This is a genomic window from Pseudomonas sp. ADAK13, assembly GCF_012935715.1.
Classification (GTDB): Bacteria; Pseudomonadota; Gammaproteobacteria; order Pseudomonadales; family Pseudomonadaceae; genus Aquipseudomonas.
Genome location: NZ_CP052860.1, coordinates 4,134,497 through 4,155,408, shown reverse-complemented (window position 1 = coordinate 4,155,408; position 20,912 = coordinate 4,134,497). Strand labels below are relative to the sequence as shown.

Annotated in this window: 15 protein-coding genes; all 15 read right to left on the bottom strand. The window is 54.5% G+C overall.

Annotated elements, in window-relative coordinates; all coding sequences use genetic code 11:
- Positions 1–167: 167 nt before the first annotated feature.
- Complete coding sequence (locus HKK54_RS19145) at positions 168–1,790, bottom strand: hypothetical protein (RefSeq protein ID WP_169387478.1); 1,623 nt, start codon at positions 1,788–1,790, stop codon at positions 168–170.
- A gap of 491 nt (positions 1,791–2,281) precedes the next feature.
- On the bottom strand, positions 2,282–4,276 hold the full coding sequence (locus tag HKK54_RS19140; protein ID WP_169389307.1) for a polysaccharide biosynthesis protein: 1,995 nt from the start codon (positions 4,274–4,276) through the stop codon (positions 2,282–2,284).
- 102 nt (positions 4,277–4,378) lie between these two features.
- Positions 4,379–5,401: an MraY family glycosyltransferase gene (locus HKK54_RS19135; protein WP_169387477.1), complete on the bottom strand. Its 1,023-nt coding sequence runs from the start codon at positions 5,399–5,401 to the stop codon at positions 4,379–4,381.
- Between the two features lie 37 nt (positions 5,402–5,438).
- Complete coding sequence (locus HKK54_RS19130; RefSeq protein ID WP_169387476.1) at positions 5,439–6,407, bottom strand: UDP-glucose 4-epimerase family protein; 969 nt, start codon at positions 6,405–6,407, stop codon at positions 5,439–5,441.
- Complete coding sequence (locus tag HKK54_RS19125; protein ID WP_169387475.1) at positions 6,404–7,534, bottom strand: glycosyltransferase family 4 protein; 1,131 nt, start codon at positions 7,532–7,534, stop codon at positions 6,404–6,406. Before HKK54_RS19125 ends, HKK54_RS19130 begins: the two co-directional genes overlap by 4 nt.
- Positions 7,531–9,489: an asparagine synthase (glutamine-hydrolyzing) gene (gene asnB / locus HKK54_RS19120; protein WP_169387474.1), complete on the bottom strand. Its 1,959-nt coding sequence runs from the start codon at positions 9,487–9,489 to the stop codon at positions 7,531–7,533. The genes HKK54_RS19125 and asnB overlap by 4 nt, the downstream gene beginning before the upstream one ends.
- A gap of 155 nt (positions 9,490–9,644) precedes the next feature.
- Complete coding sequence (locus HKK54_RS19115) at positions 9,645–10,670, bottom strand: NAD-dependent epimerase/dehydratase family protein (RefSeq protein WP_169387473.1); 1,026 nt, start codon at positions 10,668–10,670, stop codon at positions 9,645–9,647.
- Positions 10,671–10,726: 56 nt separating this feature from the next.
- Entirely contained in the window at positions 10,727–12,004 is a 1,278-nt protein-coding gene (tviB, locus tag HKK54_RS19110) for a Vi polysaccharide biosynthesis UDP-N-acetylglucosamine C-6 dehydrogenase TviB (protein ID WP_169387472.1), read from the bottom strand.
- Positions 12,005–12,540: 536 nt separating this feature from the next.
- The gene (locus HKK54_RS19105) at positions 12,541–13,884 is read right to left on the bottom strand and encodes a Wzz/FepE/Etk N-terminal domain-containing protein (RefSeq protein WP_169387471.1); all 1,344 of its coding nucleotides are present in this window, start codon (positions 13,882–13,884) and stop codon (positions 12,541–12,543) included.
- Positions 13,885–14,150: 266 nt separating this feature from the next.
- Complete coding sequence (locus HKK54_RS19100) at positions 14,151–14,393, bottom strand: lipopolysaccharide assembly protein LapA domain-containing protein (protein WP_010176226.1); 243 nt, start codon at positions 14,391–14,393, stop codon at positions 14,151–14,153.
- 25 nt (positions 14,394–14,418) lie between these two features.
- Positions 14,419–14,715: an integration host factor subunit beta gene (gene ihfB, locus HKK54_RS19095; RefSeq protein WP_003218804.1), complete on the bottom strand. Its 297-nt coding sequence runs from the start codon at positions 14,713–14,715 to the stop codon at positions 14,419–14,421.
- A 337-nt stretch (positions 14,716–15,052) separates the two neighbouring features.
- Positions 15,053–16,747 (bottom strand): 30S ribosomal protein S1, encoded by a 1,695-nt coding sequence (gene rpsA / locus HKK54_RS19090; protein WP_003218806.1) that lies wholly within the window; start codon positions 16,745–16,747, stop codon positions 15,053–15,055.
- Between the two features lie 119 nt (positions 16,748–16,866).
- Entirely contained in the window at positions 16,867–17,556 is a 690-nt protein-coding gene (gene cmk, locus HKK54_RS19085; RefSeq protein WP_003172653.1) for a (d)CMP kinase, read from the bottom strand.
- On the bottom strand, positions 17,553–19,763 hold the full coding sequence (locus HKK54_RS19080; RefSeq protein WP_237151087.1) for a bifunctional prephenate dehydrogenase/3-phosphoshikimate 1-carboxyvinyltransferase: 2,211 nt from the start codon (positions 19,761–19,763) through the stop codon (positions 17,553–17,555). The genes cmk and HKK54_RS19080 overlap by 4 nt, the downstream gene beginning before the upstream one ends.
- Before the next feature lie 28 nt (positions 19,764–19,791).
- A complete protein-coding gene (hisC, locus tag HKK54_RS19075; protein ID WP_010176229.1) occupies positions 19,792–20,904 on the bottom strand; it encodes a histidinol-phosphate transaminase in 1,113 nt (370 codons plus the stop codon).
- Positions 20,905–20,912 lie beyond the last annotated feature (8 nt).

The window sequence follows — 20,912 nt, the reverse complement described above, 5'->3', positions numbered from 1 at the left end:
TCCCCAAGACATCCCTAGTCAATCTCTATCCAACGCGCAGGCCCAGCGGAGAGCCTGCGCGATGCCATGCGAACGTAATAATTCTCTCCAACCGGCGTCTTTGGTGAGCGCGTATGAAAATATGGACAGAAGTCGTAAAAAAACCCGCCGAAGCGGGTTTTTATTTATTAGCGCAATGTCATGCGCGACAGTGCGGGCTCACCATAAAACTTGAGCTCACCATCCTCCCACCAAGTGGCGAAGTTCTGCCCAATGCCGCCTGGTACCAACGCCTGGGTAGTATCCACAGCAAAAGGCGCGCCTTGACTCGACACCTCAGGAAGGGACAGGAACCCGTTTACGACACAGCCTTTTGGCGAGACATCCGGCGCGGCATTGCGTCGCTCCAGCACCACAGAGCCAAGGGCTGATGTACCGGTTTGCTGAACGAAAACATTGGACACCCGAACGTAATCAACATCGGTTACCAATACCGCTGCGTCACCGCAGTCACCGTAAACGCCATTGATTTCCACGTCGAAGCTACCCACCCCGAAAATATCGACCAACTGTCCTGTTACGTTGTCACCAACGTTATCAATAAACTTGTTGTTGCCGTAGGAAGTCACCAGCTCATAACAGTCTTCCGGTGCGCCGTCCGCCCAGCACTCCCGGACCAGCAAACCAGAGGTTTCCCAGAATTCGCACACCTCATTGCCCGCATTGTTGGTGCCGGCGGTTTTGTGGAAGTAGCACTGCAGCAACGTCACATTTGTAGTCCGGCGCCATTCAAAGAGGCGACGTTCAGCAACGTTGCCTTCGAACGAGCAGTTTTCAAAGACGCAATTATCTGCACCATTGCCGTAGGCCGCAGTTTGGGTGACATCAGGTGTATAGGTGAAGCGAACATTCTTGAAGTTGCTATTTTGGATCATGTTCGGGATCTGGAGATAAATATCACCGCCCGGCTTCAGGTAATTCAGATCTCCTATGGCAACTGCACAGCCGCCGATTACCGTATTGCGAACCAAGGAATACTCAATCGTCCAGCCGTTGCCAATGTGCCAGTGGAAATGGCTGGAATTGAACAGGCAACGATCGACCTGAACCTTGAATGCACCTGCGCCGTAGGCATAGAAGACACCATTGGTTGGCGTATTCTTCGCAGTCCCAGACACGATACAGTCGGTCAGCTTGACATTCTTCGCGCCCAAACCGGCGCCAAAGAAGCAGTAGTTCGATACACCAGCGATTTCACAGCCATACATCTCAAGTGTGCCGCTGGAGAGATAGGCCAGCAACTCATCAGCGGTACCATTTGCCCCTTGGAATTTGCAGCGTTCGAATGCTACCGGGGTGCCAAAGGCGACTAGGTTGATAATCGAGGAGCCATTCGAAGCCCCCGAGGCAAGAATGTTGTAGAAGCGAATGTAATAGGTTGCCTGGGGATCATTCAAAACGAAACCAGGGCTGCCACTCGCAAATGCGATGTTCTTATCCTTGATAACGTAAGGGTCCGCTTGTGTCCCCGTTCCCGCTGCAGCCAAGGCAGCAGCCGTCTCTTGGGACGTAATCGTAATGATTGCGGCATCTGTACGAGCATCGGCAGTAACGCCAACTTTTGAAACATCCACTGGGCCGAGAGTAACCCACGGTTGACATCCCGCGTTACGGCGGATGGATTCAGCCTTGAACATTGCCTGAGTTCGTACTAGCTCCGAAAGCGACGCAGTCCCTACGGTTGTCGAAATGATCGAATCCCCGTCAAATTCCTGGGCCCGCTCAAGAGTATTATTGATATCAGATGTCATATTTCTATCCTTTGCTATCGCAGATCATGCTAATTAATTCTGACCTCACGCCTTTGAATTCAGTATTTCCAGCGCAGCACTTTGCCACTTGTGCGAGGAAGCATATTTCATTCCGGCACTGATTCACGACTATCGCCATCAGCTAGCCTGTCCGTGCGGTCCGAAGCAATTCTATGCACAAGCGCAATAATAATCAATGAATTTATGCACTTATACAAATATTAATGCACTGATGCATTTTTCTGTCGAGCCAGCGAATGATCGGAGACACATAGGCGCGTTTTTCTGAGATTGCCGCCGCGCGGTTAGATGCGCGAAGGGTGCAACTGCTGGGAGCTGCGGGAGATGGAAGAGCGAGGGGGGCAGGACAGGTTTTTTACCCTGATAGACTTTGACCGGCTGGCCAGGGTGCCAGCCGATTCAATCGAAGGCTTGCGTGATCAAGCCCCAGCAATGCCCGGGCTTGATCTTGTGCGAAGCTTTTCCGCAACTTATGGCTCTAATCGTCGCTGCTGGTAAATCCAGTCAACAATCTCACCATCTGGTGTGTATCCGCTGACCGTCTCGCGCAGCAATTGCCGGACACGGTTGTAATCGTCTCGCTCTACCGCAGCGAGCAATTCGGTCAGCTTGGCTTTCAGCACATCCCAATCCAGGTGGTCTTCGTTTGCGCTCATGATCATTGGATGCTGAGTGGCAACAACATTGTCTCCAATGAGCAACTCCTCATAGAGTTTCTCACCGGGACGAAGGCCAGAAAACTCGATGGCTATGTCGCCATTCGGATTTTTATCAGATCGAACGCTAAAGCCCGAGAGGTGGATCATTTTTTCCGCCAACTCGACGATTTTCACCGGCTCCCCCATGTCGAGGACAAATACATCGCCCCCCAACCCCATGGAGCCCGCCTGAATCACAAGCTGTGCAGCCTCTGGAATCGTCATGAAGTAGCGTGTGATTTTCGGATGCGTAACCGTCAGCGGTCCACCGGACTTGATCTGCTTATGAAACAACGGAATGACCGAGCCGGATGAGCCCAGTACATTGCCGAAACGAACCATGGTAAATCGGGTTTTATTGACACGCGAGACATTCGAACTATCACCGAACAGCACCGGCGCCAACTCATGACTCAAAGCCTGCAGCGTGAGCTCAGCCAAGCGCTTGGTGCTTCCCATCACATTGGTTGGGCGCACAGCCTTGTCTGTAGAGATGAGCACGAAGTTTGCGACGCTGCACTGAAGTGCAGCCTGGGCCGTATTCAACGTGCCTATCACGTTATTCAGCACACCTTCGGCAATATTGTGCTCGACCATCGGCACATGTTTGTAGGCAGCGGCATGGTAAACCGTGTTGACTCGCCATGTTTTCATCACATCCAGCAGCTTGGGCTGGCTGCGTACAGAGCCAAGAATAGGCAGCAGCTTGACGGGTAAGGATTCGCGGGTTATCCGCTGTTCCAGCTCCGACAGAATGCTATAGAGGTTGAATTCGCTGTGCTCGAATAGGAGCAAGGTCGTTGGGCGCAGAGAAAGGATCTGCCGGCAGAGCTCTGAACCGATGGACCCTCCTGCACCGGTCACCAGTACGCATTGGCCTTTAATGCAATGCTCCAGCAACTCCCCCTGGGCGGGTACTGCGTCACGCCCCAGCAAATCCGCAATATCGACTTCCTGAATATCGTCGACCTTGACCCGACCACTTGCCAGGTCCATAAAGCCAGGCACACTGCGGACATGCAGCGGAAGGCCTTCCAGGACCTCCAGGATTTCGCGGCGGCGGGCGCGATTGGATGACGGAATTGCCAGCAGGATTTCCTGCGCACCAGTGGCGTCGATCATCCGCTGAATATGCTTTGGCTTGTATACCTGGAGCCCGGCGATGACCCGGTCCGAGATACTCGTGTCATCATCGATGAAGGCAACAGGACGCATCACCCGCCCCATGCGCAATGCCGCGACCAATTGGTTCCCGGCAGCTCCGGCACCATAGATGGCGACACGGGGAAGGCCATCTTCGCGATTGGTGAATGGAACGTGCTGCGCCGCCGTAAACCAGTCGCCAAGGAAATATTGACGCATGGCCAGACGCAAGCCGCCGACCATGATGAGGCTCAGCCACCAGTAGTTAAAAACGATGGAACGCGGAACAACGTTCTGTTGGTTCCCATACCAATAGACAACGACCCCAAGAATCAGGGATGAAAGACTCACTGCCTTGACAATGGCAATCAGCGCGTCATTACCAAAGTAGCGCATGACGGCACGGTACATCCCGAAGCGGATAAACAGCGGGATGGCTACAACCGGGGCGCTCAGAAACAACCACCGATGCAGGCTGAATGGGTTGATCATTTCATCCACGCCCAATCGGACGATGAACGCCATCCACAGGGCCAACCACACGAGGACAACGTCAGCCATGACTTGCAAAATCCGCTTCTTGCGGCGGGGAAGGCCTAACAAATATGACCGCATCGTATCCATAAACCCTTTCAGCACCTCTTGAAACTCCTGACGCCATGATCACTCTATGCGGTTGAGCATCAGAGTGGCTTCACTAGCCCTTAAATCGACCGGCCCCAGAGGCTAGACAACCTTTTCCAATTCGCCAGCCTTGTATTTCACGGCCAGCAAGACAAGTGGCAAATAAGCGATCACCAATCCAAGCAAGCCGTTCAGCCCGAACAACGCGACACAGATTGCGATCGGCAATAGCCAAAACACATTAATCACCACCACCGAAAGTGTCACGGGCAAATGCTTCCCAAACTGGCGGGATGCAAATTGATAAGCATGGCTGCGGTGAGCTTCGTATACCTTGTCCCCTCGTACCAAGCGACGTGTCAGTGTAAATGTCGCATCAACAATGAATACGCCTAACAAGATCAGCCATACCCATAGAAAATCAGCGGAATGCCATGCAGCTTGCAGTGAGAGCACCGCAACCAGAATTCCCAGGAAACCACTCCCTGCGTCCCCCATGAATATTTTCGCCGGCGGAAAATTCCACACCAGGAACCCGATGACAGCCATGCTTAAAAACAGCGGCAATGAAACCAGATCCTGATAACCCGCCAACCAATAGATCAGGCACGCCCCCATACAAGCACAGACTGCTTCTGCGCTGGCAAGGCCATCAATACCATCCATGAAGTTATAAAGGTTGAGCATCCACACTAGATAAAACGCAGCAAGTACATGCCCTAGCCACCCCAGATCCACAGTCAGCCCCGGCACGATGATGGGTGGGAGGCCATTGAGCCAGAACAAAGCCCAGGCAGCAGCACCGAAATGCCCCAGCAAGCGCCACCGGGCGGCGATATGCCCGTGGTCGTCGAGAAACCCCAACAGGGCAGTTGCTGCACCCGCGCCCAGCAAGGCCAACATGACAGGACGAGTAATTTCGTCGCTGGCCCAGAGCAACAGTACTGCAATCAGAAAGCTGATAACAATCGCGACCCCACCGCCTCTAGGAGTCGGAACAGAATGCGAACTGCGCGCGTTGGGGATATCGATCAGGCTTCGAGCTAATGCGTAACGGCGTAGCAGCCACGTAAGAAGCAGCGCCAGAATTGCAATAGAAGGCGCAAGCCACAGTAAATCTTTCATCAACAGCTCCAATTTCAGCTCCACGTAGGGACCACTTCTATTTCAGGCTTCCCTGGAAACTTTTGGCCGTTTTGCTTAGTGCTTGCGCGACTGTTGAGGGCGGTTCCCAACCCAGCAGTGCGCGCGTTTTTTGAATATCAACCTGCAAAGAACCGCACAAGCGTTGCGCAACAGGCTTGCGTCCGAGCACCGACGCGCCCGTGAGCAACAGTAGCGCGGGGACCGGAATCAGCCGCACTGGCTTGTCAAGCGCCGTACACATGCGAATCAGCAGTTCCGTCGTCGACATATCGTCGCCGTCGCTGACCATAAATATCTCATTGGCAGCGGCCGGGTGATCCAGGCAGGTCACGATCAGATCTACAAGATTATCCAGCGCAACCAGACTGCGTTGATTGCGAATCGCGCCCAACGGCAGGGGAACCCCTTTGTTCAACCAACTCATCATGCTGTGGAAGTTGGCCTTGACCCCCGGCCCATAGACCAGAACAGGGCGAATGATCACAACCTCCATGCCTGATCTGCGCCCCAGCAACATGAGTTGTTGCTCGGCTTCCATCTTGGAAATACCGTAAGCGTCGACGGGGGCAGGTGCATCATCCGCCGTATAGGGTTTTCCCTTCGGCGTCCCCTCTCCGTTAACCTTGATAGAGCTGATGAAGATAAAACGTCGAACACCTGCGCTAGCAGCCTGCTCTGCCAACTTCAAGGTGCCATCCACATTGACTTTACGGTACTCCGTCAAGGGATCGCTGGAACTGTCCGCCATGACGTGTACCCTTGCCGCACAGTGGATCACTACCTGAACCCCTGCCATCGGAAGGTTTCCATCGGCGAGATAGTCCGCACCGACGCGTACGGGCACCACGTGTTCAGGGAGCGCGACACCATCCTGTCGCACCAACGCCATGACCTGTGCGTTCGCCTGAGTTGCCAGGCGCTCAATTAGCGCGCTCCCGACGAAGCCAGTCGCGCCAGTAACAAGATAGGTCTTCTGCTGGCTCAAACCGCACGCTCCAACTGGGCGTATACGCCCAAATGCTGATCTACAATCTGCTCGATTGCAAAAGCTCGCATCGCCAACTCTCGCCCTGCCTCACCCATTTTCTGACGCAATGCCGGGTCCTCAATGAGTACCTGGAGACTGTCCGCCAAAGCCGAAGCATCACGTACCGGCACCAGAAACCCCGTTACACCCGGGTCGATGGCATCCCGACAGCCAGGCACATCCGTGGTGACCACTACTCGACCGCAAGCGGCAGCTTCCACAAGTACCTTGGGCAGGCCTTCTCTGTAAGAAGGCAATGTAACGATATTCGCCTGCGCAAAAAGGGCCTCGATATGAGTGCGATACCCAAACAGCTCCAACAACCCTTCCTCACGCCACCCCTCAAGTTGTGCCGCTGTAACGGTTGCCGGGTTACCCGGGTCTATATCTCCAATCAACTGGAAACGCGCATTGACACCACGCCCGTTGAGTATCCTGGCGGCTTCGACAAACTCGACGACGCCTTTATCCAGCAACAGACGCGCGGCCAGACATACAACGGGTACACCAACCGGCTCAGGCACGGCAGCATACAATGAAAGATCGACACCGGACCCGCGAATCATCACGACTTTGGAAGGTGAAAGCCCCGCCATATCCAGCAACACATCGCGGTCATCCGGATTCTGGAATATCGCACGCAGGTTACGTTTACCAAGCGCAAGGCGGTAGAAAGTGCTGACAACACGCCTCGTCAAAGCAGCTTTGAACCCCGTCGAAAGGAACACGAAGCCCAGCCCGGAAATAGCCGCCACCACGCCCTTGACCGGAGCAAGACGAGCCGCAACACCTCCATACAGGACCGGCTTGATCGTGACCAAATGCAGCAGGTCCGGCTTGAGTCGCCAAAGCAGCTTCCAGATAGAAAAGATCAACCCAAACTCGGCTACCGGGTTCTTGCCACTACGCGAAAGAGGTAACTCGTGGAATTCGAATCCTTCTTTAACGATAGTATCGACGGCAGGTCCAGACATACAGGCTACATGGACCTCATAACCTGCAGCTCTAGCACCTTTAGCCACGGGCAATCGGTGCGAGATGAAAAAGCCAGGGTCGTTGACTATGAATAAAAGAACACGACTCATGCTTGTTCATCCAACCATGCTTGAAACATCAAAATCGTCCATAGATGTGGCTGCCAGCTTCCGCGGCCAGCAAGGTGTTCTTCCCACATGCGCCTGATTGGCTCGGGATGGAAAAACGCCTCCTGGCGTAACCGCGTTTCACTTAAAAGTGATTCCGCCCACTCGCGCAGTGGTCCGCGCAGCCAGTCGCCCAAGGGAATGCCGAAACCTTGTTTCGGTCGCTCAATCAGCGCCTTCGGCACGTGGCGGTAAAGCACTTCACGCAACAGCCACTTACCTTGGCCGTCGCGAATCTTAAGGTCGAGCGGCATGCGCCAGGCGAGCTCCACGATGCGATGATCCAATAGCGGAACTCGCCCCTCGATACTGGCGGCCATCGCCGCTCGATCCAGTTTGACCATGATGTCGTCCGACATGTAGGTCTGGGCATCCATTGCCATCATCCAGTGCTCGAAATTGTCGGTATCCGGCCAGCGGGCACTGTCAGTGAAAATCGTTGCGGGCTCCTCGCCACCAATCACTACGCTGCCCGGATCTGTCCAATGACTGTTGAGTTGCCGGTAGAACGCATGCCCATCAGCGAGCGTCAGTACGCTCGCCAACTTATGAGCCTTATCGCCCGGTGTGCTGACATGCATACGTTGCGGCAGTAACGGTTTTGCGAGTTGAAACAGAGTGTCCCAGGTTGAGGGCGGTACTGCTCGCAAAACCCGAGCAGCCGCTTGCCGTGCTACGGGCGGCAGAGACTGCATTTTCGACCAGACTTTTTTCGCACTCAAATAACGGTTATAACCGCCAAAAAGCTCGTCACCACCATCGCCACTCAAGACAACTTTCAGTTGACGGCTGGCCAACTGGCTAACCAGGAAGGTCGGAATTTGCGAGCTATCGCTGAACGGCTCGCAATACATCGATGGCAAGCGCGGAATAACAGCCAACGCGTCCTGAGGACTGACATAAAGTTCGGTGTGTTGCGTTCCCAGATATTGAGAGACTGCCTTGGCGTGAACGGCCTCGTCATAGCCGCCTTCATCAAAACCGATGGTAAACGTACGTACAGGTTGGGTGCTCTGCGCCTGCATGAGTGCAACGATGGTACTGCTATCAACACCGCCGCTGAGGAAAGCGCCCAACGGCACATCCGCCAGCATTTGCTGACCAATGCTGGAAAGCAGACTCGACTCCAACAGGTCAGTTGCTTCACCTGGCGTCCCAACAAAAGGATCAGCCAATCCCTTGGCCACTACATCGTTAAGCCGCCAGTAGGCCCGAGGAGTTGCAACTTTCGCAGCAGCAATGTCCCCAAGCGAAAGGGATACATATCGCCCGGGTTCAAGCTTCGATATCCCCTTGTAGATACTGTACGGCGCGGGAATGCAGTTATGACGCAGCAATAAGGTCAATGCATTACGATCAATCTCGGGGCGAAAACCAGAGAATGCCTTTATAGCCTTGAGTTCGGAGCCAAACAGTAGCGTTTCACCCTGCCAACCGTAATAAAGGGGCTTTTCTCCCATGCGGTCGCGGGCAAAGGTCAATAACCGTTCCTGAGTGTCCCACAGCGCGAAAGCAAACATCCCGACGCAAGCCTGCAAGGTTTTCTCAATTCCCCAGTTCGCCAAGCCGCAAATCAATACCTCGGTGTCTGAATGGCCACGCCACCCTTGCGGTGCAAATCCCTGGCGCTCAAGTTCGTGGCGAATCTCGGTGTGGTTGTAGATCTCACCGTTAAAAACGATGACAAAGCGACCAGAGTCGGAATGCATCGGTTGATGGCCCGCTGCCGAAAGGTCGACAATGGCCAGGCGTCGATGCCCTAGCCCGAGTCCTGCCTCTTCATCCACCCAAACTCCACCACCATCAGGCCCTCGGTGGAGAATGGCCGTATTCATGCGGCTTACGATGTCCGCTAAGTTACCGTCTTTAACATTGAAAACACCGCTGAATCCACACATTAATCCGTATCCCTACAAGGGGCTATTGCTCACAAGATTCGACCGTGCCATGACCTGGGCAACAGTAAAGCCACTTGCAACATGCCTCATCGACGCAAAATAACAGTTTTAAAAAAGTATCTATATGGAAAAAACAGGGCCCACTCCCAATGAAATCACTTCAAAAACGCTGCATACCAAGGCATCGCCACTTCAATACCTTGTTGGATACTGAACTGGGGAGCGTACCCCAGCAGATGCTGAATCTTTGTGATATCAGCCTGTGAGTGCCTGACGTCACCCGCACGAAACTCGCGATAAACCGGGTCCTTCCCGTAGACGACACCGCTATTAACCAATGACTTACGGAGCGTGGCGAACAACAAATTCAAATCCGTACGTCCACTGACCGCTACGTTATAAACCTGATTGCGTGCCGCAGCATCCGTGGCCGTCGCTGCCAACAAGTTCGCTTGAACGGTGTTCTCAATGAAACAAAAGTCTCGACTTGTCTCGCCATCACCATTAATAAAAACGTTTTCGTTTTTTATCATCGAAGCCGTCCACTTCGGGATCACCGCTGCATACGCACCGTCTGGATCCTGACGCTTTCCAAACACATTAAAATAACGCAAGCCTATTGTCTCAAAACCGTAGCAACGCGCAAAAACATCTGCATAAAGTTCGTTAACGTATTTGGTAACTGCATAGGGAGACAGGGGTTTGCCGATGGTATCTTCCACCTTTGGGAGTCCCGGATGGTCACCATAGGTTGAACTGCTTGCCGCGTAAGTAAAACTCTTTACGTTCGCGTCCCTGGCCGCAACCAGCATATTGAGAAAACCGTCGATATTAGTCGCGTTCGTGGTTATCGGATCATTCAGCGAGCGCGGTACGGAACCCAAGGCAGCTTGGTGAAGCACATAATCAACGCCCTCACAGGCTTGATGACAGTTCTCCAGGTTCCGAATGTCACCTTTCAGGAAGCGGAAACGCGCCCATTGCTCAGCCGAAACCGTACTGCGGACCTCATCAAGATTTCGCTGGTGCCCAGTGGCAAAGCTATCCAGTCCAATGACATCCTGTCCAAGGCCTAATAGGGTTTCCAGCAAGTTTGAGCCAATGAAACCCGCTACCCCGGTAATCAACCATGTCTTTGGCGAGGATGGGAGTGTTTGAAGCAACGTTTCATAGCGGGTCATCAATTCTAGCTCACTGTCGGTTGAATTTAACAAGCTTATAGCCGGGCACACAATAGTTACAAACGGATATCCGACTCTTCACGGCTCAGCAAATATTTAAGGTCGTAAAGAATATGCTCTGGCTTACCAAACTTCCGAATATTGACCGCCCCCAACTCTCTAAACTCATTATGCGCAACGGCAAGTACTACCCCATCATAAGCATTGATGCCGGGCTCGGAGACTGGAGTAATGCCATATTCATGCTCCGCCTCAGCCACACTGACCCACGGATCATAAACATCCACCGCGATATTATACTCAGCCAACTCTCGCACTATATCGACAATGCGGGTGTTGCGAAGATCAGGGCAGTTTTCCTTGAACGCCAGCCCCATAATCAATACTCGCGCGCCGTCAACATGAATCCGCTGCTTCAGCATGGCCTTTACCAGCTGCGAAACAACGTATGCCCCCATCCCGTCGTTCAGACGACGACCTGCCAGGATAATCTCGGGGTGATAACCGATTGATTGAGCCTTGTGAGTAAGGTAATAGGGATCTACACCGATGCAGTGCCCACCAACCAATCCCGGGCGAAACGGCAGAAAGTTCCACTTGGTGCCCGCGGCCTGAAGAACAGCCTCAGTATCAATCCCCATCTTGTTAAAAATGATCGCAAGCTCATTGATGAGGGCAATATTCAGGTCACGCTGGGTGTTTTCAATAACCTTGGCGGCCTCAGCTACTTTGATACTGCTGGCCTTGTGAGTGCCGGCGATAATGATCTGGTTATAGAGAGCATCAACCAAATCAGCGATCTCCGGCGTAGAGCCAGACGTCACTTTCTTGATGGTGGTGACTCGGTGCTCTTTGTCACCTGGATTGATTCGCTCCGGACTGTATCCGGCAAAAAAATCAACGTTAAACTTCAGGCCGGAAACTCGCTCAAGGACAGGGACACAATCCTCTTCGGTCGCGCCTGGATAAACGGTCGATTCATAAATAACGAGATCGCCCTTCTTCAACGCCTTGCCGATGCTTTCAGACGCTTTGATAAGCGGCGTGAGGTCCGGCTGATTGTATTCATCGATGGGGGTCGGGACCGTCACTACAAACGTATTGCAGCTTTTCAGATCGCCGAGATCACTGCTGAAGCTTAGAAGACTCGCCTGCTTCAGCTCCTCATCGCTCACCTCCAGCGTAGCGTCATGCCCATCCTTAAGTGCCTGGATGCGAGGCTGGTTAATGTCAAACCCAATCACCGTCCGGTGCTTGCCAAACTCGACTGCGAGCGGCAGGCCAACATAACCAAGGCCGATAATGGCGAGCTTAATATCTTCCAGTTTTTGCATATTCAAGGCCTACGTAATCAAAGAATCCAAAAAAATTTACTGAAACGGCTTCCAGCATAAAAGTGCTTCAGACGCGCTGCTGCTGCGGGTTTCTTTGGTGTGATCATGGCAGCAATAATTTCGCAACGAGCTTCCAACTAATCCATCAGTTCTGCTAATTGAGGTATTACCTCATAAACCAGCACCGGTAACACGGGCGCAACGCTCGCCACCAACGCTTTCTACTAACCGCGGGCCATTAGGCCTACGCGCTCGCCTATCTCGCCTATTCAGACAAATTTGTACCCTTCTGAAGTAGGGCAATAAGCCATCACATAACACCGCAACCCGGACAGTTCACAGAACAGCACGGCAGACTGAGACGCCTCAACACGGCAATGATACTACGTGATTCGAATGACAAAAACCGACTACATTCCGGTACGGACCTTACCCGAATGAAATCGGTTGAATTTCGTCAACGCGAGGTGAAAGCAGAGCTTTACCACTGACTAAAAACTGACAGCGGTAAACGACCAGAGCTGTTTCTGATACAGCTAGCCAGCCTTGACCTCGCTCTCTTTCTGCTCAATCGCAGCGGAAGGAGTAGGAAATGCTGTACGAACCGCTGCATTACGTCTGCTCGCAATAGCCATGCGGACCAATGCTATTGCCACACCCAGCAAGCAACCCAGAAACAAGCCCAAGGCAATAACCAAAGATTTTTTTGGAAAAATCGGGTTCAGCGGCTCAAGTGCCTGCTGATCAATGGTCACAAGTTTCAAACGACTCATGTCAATATTGAGGTTTTTAAGGCGAGCCTCTTCCGTACGTAACGGTTCCACTCCGCCCAAGAAGATATCTTCATTTTCACGACTATTGAGAACTTCAATCTGACGGTTCGCCTGGAGCAACTGGAACTCTTTGGCGATCTCAGCGATTCGAGCCTCAGTGAAATCATCCGACTTACGTCGCTCCAATGCAGCACGCTCTGCTTCCAGCGCTTCAACCCCCATAAAGTACAAGGGAATTGCCTGATTATTGATTTCAGTACGAATCATATTGGAAGAGGCGCCGCGATCAGAATCACCAAGCGAAGATGGCGTGGCAGGCTTCCTGATACCCAGCGATTTGGCAATTCCGATGGATTCATTTAGCTGAGTTATCCGATCTGCACGCTGAGTTTTAAGACGAGCTCTCAACGCTTTCAGTTCATCGTGCAGCAGTGCGCGATTCAACACGTCCTTTTCTGTCAATAACGCTATCTTGGCTTCTTTATCAGTCTCGTAACTGGCCCGGGCCGCGTTCATCTTCCCATTAAGTTCATTCAAACGGTTTTTGACGATTACGGCCAAATCCTTAGAAATCTGTATTCGCTCCATGGCGACGGCGTAGGCAATAAAACCATTGAGAATAGCGACCCCATCTACCCCTTTCGGGTATTCCATTCCAAGCTTGATATAGGCACTCAACGAGTCAGCTTTTTTGGAATCTGGAAGAACCAGAGTGATCGATTTACGATTGAATTCCTCAAAGCTCTGCTCAAGCGTACGCCCAGGACGCTCAAATGCCTTGAATAACGTTTGGTTAGCACGAAAGAATCCCAAACGGGTGTCATATGATTCTAGCGAAGCGCCCACTTTAATGAGCGCGTCACCCGGCGGTAATTTGTACACGTCGGATCGATTTAACGCATCCAACTCGTTAATTGCGGCTGGGCGAAGTACGCTACTGACTTGGTATTCCGGCGTAACCGAAAATACGTAGATAACCGCAACCAAACCCACAAGTAGCGTGGTGGCCAAGATAAGTATTTTCTGCTGCCATACCGCCTGAAAAAGCGCGACAAGATCAATTTCATCGGATGGTGGTACCGGAGGGGCATTAAAACTACTACTCACAACAAAAACCTGCCTTCAAAGAGAAACTGCGGGCTCGTTATGCAGACAATTCATGGTTTTTTAGAATTATAAACATCTGGCTCGCCCCCGGCGTCGCTGCTGGGATGAGCCACAAAAATTGCCTATTCTCGAGAACAGCAAGCATTTTGCCATCTAATTGCCATATTACAAGTCTTGACAATCTGTAGGACTGTTCCGAAAAAGCCAATCTTCTTGAAAAATATTACAAAAGCTTGCGCGGCACCCCGTGCGCACCGAGCTATCGATCAGGGCGCCAGCCTCTTCGACCGAGGGGAGCGATTCAACCTAAACGCCAAACCCACCAATGGGCCAACGATCATTCCTACAAGCAAAGCCAATGTAATAAAGATGGAAATCGGTGCCTGGGGAGTGGCCCACCCCAGGAATGACAAAGCGGCGCTCTGTTGATTCTCCAGCACAAACGCTAGCACCCCAACCATGACGACCAAAGTAATCAGCACCAACACAACGCGCTTTACCCCACGCATAAACCTTCTCCTACCCCAAAAACACTCAGACGCCTTCTTCCTCGTCTTCGTTCACCCGATCCCGCAATTCCTTGCCTGGCTTGAAGTGAGGCACGAACTTGCCATCGAGGCTGACGGACTGCCCGGTTTTCGGGTTGCGACCTACACGAGGCGCGCGATAGTGCAGTGAGAAGCTACCAAACCCACGAATCTCAATCCGATCGCCGGTAGCGAGACACTGCGACATCTGCTCAAGCATGGTCTTGATGGCCAGCTCCACATCCTTGGATGAGAGCAGCCCTTGATGGGTGACAATTCGTTCGATCAACTCCGACTTCGTCATATTTTTCCCTTCTTTTTCAAGCAGCTAGGAAAAGCGCTTCGAAGGTTTTAGCATGACCGGAGGAATTTGAACAGCCCAAGTATTGACTTATATTCAAAGAGTTGGAGAGTAACTCTCAGAGCCACGGTTTTAGAGCCCACCGCCCCTCGCCTCGCGTAACGGCACAGAAGCCACTAAAGAGTGATAACTGGCTGATGGAGCCTATGAGCGCGAATGCGCTACCAGCGAGACCACAGCGCCCCAGCCGCAGAACGCCAAGATGAAGTTCGCACAACACCAAATCCCAGGCACAAAAAAGGGCGACCGAAGTCGCCCTTTTTCTATGGTCTGACAGAACTTAGTTCTGCTTTTCCATTTGTGCACGCAGCAGGTCGCCCAGAGTGGTAGGACCAGCAGAAGGCTCAGAGGTAGCTGGCTTGTCGCGCAGGCTCTGGATGGCTTCTTTCTCTTCAGCATCGTCTTTCGACTTGATGGAGAGCTGGATTACGCGGCTCTTGCGGTCAACGCTGATGATCTTGGCTTCTACTTCTTCGCCTTCTTTCAGAACGTTGCGCGCGTCTTCAACGCGGTCACGGCTGATTTCGGAGGCTTTCAGAGTCGCTTCGATGTCGTCGGCCAGAGTGATGATGGCGCCTTTGGCGTCAACTTCTTTCACGATGCCTTTAACGATTGCGCCTTTGTCGTTCTCTTGAACGTACTCGGAGAACGGATCGCTTTCCAGTTGCTTGATACCCAGGGAGATACGCTCGCGCTCTGGGTCAACCGACAGGATAACGGTGTCCAGCTCGTCGCCCTTCTTGAAACGACGAACAGCTTCTTCGCCAACTTCGTTCCAGGAGATGTCGGACAGGTGAACCAGGCCGTCGATGCCGCCGTCCAGACCAATGAAGATACCAAAATCGGTGATCGACTTGATGGTGCCGGAGATTTTATCGCCCTTGTTGAACTGGCCAGAGAAATCTTCCCATGGGTTAGATTTGCACTGCTTGATGCCGAGGGAGATACGACGACGCTCTTCGTCGATGTCCAGAACCATAACTTCCACTTCGTCGCCGACTTGTACGACTTTCGAAGGGTGGATGTTTTTGTTGGTCCAGTCCATTTCGGAAACGTGTACCAGGCCTTCCACGCCTTCTTCCAGCTCTGCGAAGCAGCCGTAGTCGGTCAGGTTGGTAACACGCGCGGTGACGCGAGTGCTTTCTGGGTAACGAGCCTTGATAGCGACCCATGGATCTTCGCCCAGCTGCTTCAAGCCCAGGGAGACACGGTTGCGCTCACGATCGTACTTCAGAACCTTGACATCGATCTCGTCGCCAACGTTGACGATTTCCGATGGATGCTTGATACGCTTCCAAGCCATGTCGGTAATGTGCAGCAGGCCATCGACGCCACCCAGATCGACGAATGCGCCGTAATCGGTGAGGTTCTTGACGATACCTTTGACTTGTTGGCCTTCCTGCAGGGATTCCAGCAGAGCTTCACGCTCGGCGGAGTTTTCTGCTTCCAGGACGCTGCGACGGGAAACGACAACGTTGTTGCGTTTCTGGTCGAGTTTGATGACCTTGAATTCGAGTTCTTTGCCTTCCAGGTGCGTGGTGTCGCGCACAGGACGAACGTCGACCAAAGAACCTGGCAGGAACGCACGGATGCCGTTAACGTCGACAGTGAAGCCGCCTTTAACCTTACCGTTGATAACGCCCTTGACCACTTCTTCAGCTGCGAAGGCTGCTTCGAGAACAATCCAGCATTCAGCGCGCTTGGCTTTTTCACGGGACAGCTTGGTTTCACCGAAACCGTCTTCAACCGAGTCCAGAGCAACGTGAACTTCGTCACCGACATTGATAGTCAGGTCACCAGCATCGTTGTAGAACTGTTCCAGCGGGATCAGAGCTTCAGACTTCAGACCAGCGTGAACGGTTACCCAGCGAGCTTGGTAATCGATATCAACGATAACACCGGTGATGATGGAGCCTGCCTGAAGGTTCAGGGTTTTTAGGCTTTCTTCAAAGAGTTCCGCAAAGCTTTCGCTCATTTTAATTCCTGTTGATAAGGGCGAAGAATACGCCCATCTCCACACCCCAGACGGTGTGGGTCAGTTTCAATTAAAAGAAGCACCACAGGACTATGACTGGTCCCCCGCGGCCTTCTTGGTCACCCGGCGATATCGCGAATGGCGATTTCACTCAAGATGCGTTCCAGCACCTGCTCGATGGACAACTCCGTGGAATCCAGCTGTATGGCGTCAGCCGCCGGCTTGAGCGGGGCTACCGCACGCTGGGTGTCACGCTCATCGCGTGCACGGATCTCATCTAGCAGACTCGACAGACTAACACCATCGACTTTGCCCTTCAACTGCAAGTAACGGCGACGGGCCCGCTCCTCGGCGCTGGCGGTCAGGAAAATCTTCAGCGGCGCCTCGGGAAAAACCACCGTGCCCATGTCGCGGCCGTCAGCCACCAGGCCCGGCGGCTCCTGAAAAGCTCGCTGGCGCTGCAGCAAAGCGTCGCGCACAGCCGGCAAGGCGGCGACTTGAGACGCCCAGGAACCGACCTGTTCGTTTCGCAGGTCATCCGTCACATCGTCCCCTTCCAGGATGATGCGCTGGGGATGACCTTCCGTCGCCCCGACGAACTGCACGTCAAGATGGGCAGCCAGCAGCTTCAGTGATTCTTCGTTGGTCAGGTCGACGCCATGGTTGCGTGCAGCAAAAGCCAGCAAGCGGTACAGCGCGCCGGAATCCAGCAGGCACCAGCCCAGGCGCTTGGCCAGGATGCCGGCGATCGTGCCTTTGCCCGAGCCACTTGGCCCGTCGATGGTAATCACCGGTGCTTTGATATTCACAATTGAGCCTCTTGGGCAACACGGATGCCGACTTGGGCACACAGTGTAAGAAAATTCGGAAAAGACGTAGCCACGTTGGCACAGTCATGGATACGAATCGGCGCAGCCGCTCGCAGGGAAGCCACGCTGAAGGCCATGGCAATCCGGTGATCGCCATGGGCATGGACTTCACCACCACCGATTACGCCGCCTTCAATGATAATCCCATCAGGTGTCGGTTCACACTTTACGCCCAACGCCAGCAGCCCATCGGCCATCACCTGGATCCGATCGGACTCCTTGACCCGCAGCTCCTCTGCCCCGCGCAATACCGTCCGGCCTTGCGCGCACGCCGCCGCCACGAACAACACCGGGAATTCATCGATAGCCAGCGGAACCAGGGCTTCGGGAATCTCGATACCCCTCAACGGCGCCGCGCGAACACGCAGATCGGCAACCGGTTCGCCACCCACTTCCCGCTGGTTTTCCAGGGTGATATCCGCGCCCATCAGCCGCAGGATATCGATCACCCCGGTGCGGGTCGGATTGATCCCCACGTGTTCAAGCAACAGCTCAGAGCCTTCGGCGATCGAAGCCGCCACCAGGAAAAACGCCGAGGACGAAATATCCCCCGGCACTTCTATATGCGTCGCGGTCAGCGAGTGACCGGACTCGACCGACGCCGTTGCCCCCGCCACCTCCACCGGATAACCAAAACCACGCAACATCCGCTCGGTATGGTCACGGGTCGGCGCAGGCTCGGTAATCGAGGTTTTACCCTCGGCATACAACCCGGCCAGCAGCAGGCAGGATTTAACCTGGGCGCTGGCCATCGGCAACGCGTACGTCAGCCCTTTCAGTGTCTGGCCACCACGAATCGTCAGCGGCGGACGCCCTTCCGGCCCGGTCTCGATTACCGCGCCCATTTCACGCAATGGCCTGGCCACACGATTCATTGGCCGCTTGGACAACGAGGCATCGCCCGTCAATACGCTGTCAAAGCTTTGCGCCGCCAGCAAACCGGACAACAGCCGCATGGAGGTGCCGGAATTACCCAGATAAATCGGACCCGGCGCCGGCTTCAAGCCATGCAGGCCAACCCCGTGAATGGTGACGCGCCCGTGGTGCGGGCCTTCAATCACCACGCCCATGTCGCGAAACGCCTGCAAGGTCGCCAGGGCATCTTCGCCCTCCAGGAAACCTTCTACCTCAGTGATGCCGTCCGCCAGCGACCCAAGCATGATCGAGCGATGAGAGATCGATTTATCCCCAGGCACCCGAATCTGCCCGCTCAAGCGGCCACCCGGGCTGGCGAGAAACACCAGGTCATCCGCGTTTACAGCAGCATCCATATAAGCCCGACGCGCCAGAATCTTGCTGAAATGCTCCCGCGCCACCCGCGCACGGGTGAACACGCCCAACAACTGATGCCCGTCGCCTGCATCGACCGCGTCACGCAAGGCGTCGAGGTCACTGCGGAACGTATCCAGGGTGCGCAACACTGCATCGCGGTTGGCGAGGAAGATGTCGTGCCACATCACCGGGTCGCTGCCGGCGATCCGGGTAAAGTCACGGAAACCACCGGCGGCGTAACGGAAAATATCGAGGTTCTCGTTGCGCTTGGCCAGCGAGTCCACCAGGCCAAACGCCAGCAAATGCGGCAAATGACTGGTCGCCGCCAACACTTCATCGTGGCGCTCGACCTGCATGTGCTCGACGTCCGCCCCCAGCTCGCGCCAGAGCCGATCCACCACGGCCAATGCCGCAGGGTCGGTTTCATCCAGCGGCGTCAGAATCACTTTATGGCGGCGGAACAGTTGCGCATTGGACGCCTCCACCCCGCTCTGTTCGGACCCGGCAATCGGGTGCCCCGGCACAAAGCGCGCAGGCATGCCACCAAAGGCCAGCCGCGCCGCACGCACGACATTGCCCTTGGCGCTGCCGACATCGGTCAGGATCGCCCGGCCCAGGTCCATGCCGGCCAACAGCGCCAGCAACTTCTCCATGGCCAGGATCGGCACCGCCAACTGAATGACATCCGCGCCCTGGCAGGCAACCGCCAGGTCCGCCTCGCAGCGATCCACCACCCCCAATTCAACCGCCAACTTGCGCGATTGCGGGTCCAGGTCCACACCGACCACTTCGCCACACAGGCCGCTTTCCCGCAGGCCCTTGGCGAAGGAGCCGCCGATCAATCCCAGACCGACCACCACCAGGCGACCGATCATAGGCACAGCAGGTTGCAATGCAGTGACATCAACCACGAGCCAGAACCTTGGCCAATGCCTCAAGGAAGCGGCTGTTTTCAGCAGGCAAACCGATGGTGATGCGCAGGTGGTTCGGCATGCCGTAGTTGGCCACCGGACGCACGATCACGCCTTCGCGCAGCAGGCCCTGGAACACCGGCGCCGCAACTTGCCCGAGATCGACACAAATGAAGTTGCCCTTGGACGGAATCCAGCCCAGACCCAACTCACGGAAGCCTTCCTGCAATTGCAGCATGCCGCTTTCGTTGAGGCGACGACCTTCTTCCAGGTACTCGGCGTCCTGCACCGCAGCGCAAGCCGCCGCCAGTGCGAGGCTGTTGACGTTGAAGGGCTGGCGAACACGGTTCAGCACATCGGCCACCACGGCGGTGGACAGGCCGTAACCGACCCGCAGCGATGCCAGGCCATAAGCCTTGGAGAACGTGCGCGAGACCAGCAGGTTCGGATAAGCCGCGAGGAAGTCCAGGCCGTCCGGCAGGTCGCTGCCTTCGGCGTACTCGATGTAAGCCTCGTCCAGCACCACCAGCACGTGCTCCGGTACGTCTTGGAGGAAGTTGTCCAGCACCTCGGCGCTGAACCAGGTACCGGTCGGGTTATTCGGGTTGGCGATAAACACGACACGGGTCTTGTCATCGATGGCCGCCAGCATGGCCGGCAGGTCATGGCCCCAATCCCTGGCAGGAATGACGCGAGCTTCAGCCCCTACCGCCTGAGTGACGATCGGATAGACCGCAAACGCATGCTCACTGAACACTGCGTTCAGGCCCGGCGCCAGATAGGCACGACCCACCAGCTCCAGAATGTCGTTGGAACCGTTACCCAGGGTCACCTGGTTCAGCTCAACCCGGCACTTTTCCGCCAACAGGGACTTGAGCGCAAAGCCATTGCCATCGGGGTAACGGGTCAGCTCAGCCAGCGCATCACGAATCGCGGCCAGCACCTTGGGGCTTGGGCCCAGCGGGTTTTCGTTACTGGCCAGCTTTACGATCTTCGATGGATCCAGATTCAACTCACGCGCCAACTCGTCCACAGGCTTGCCCGGGACGTAAGGCGACAGTTGTTGCACGCCCGGCTGTGCCAGGGCGAGGAAGTTGCCACTCATGTTAAAGC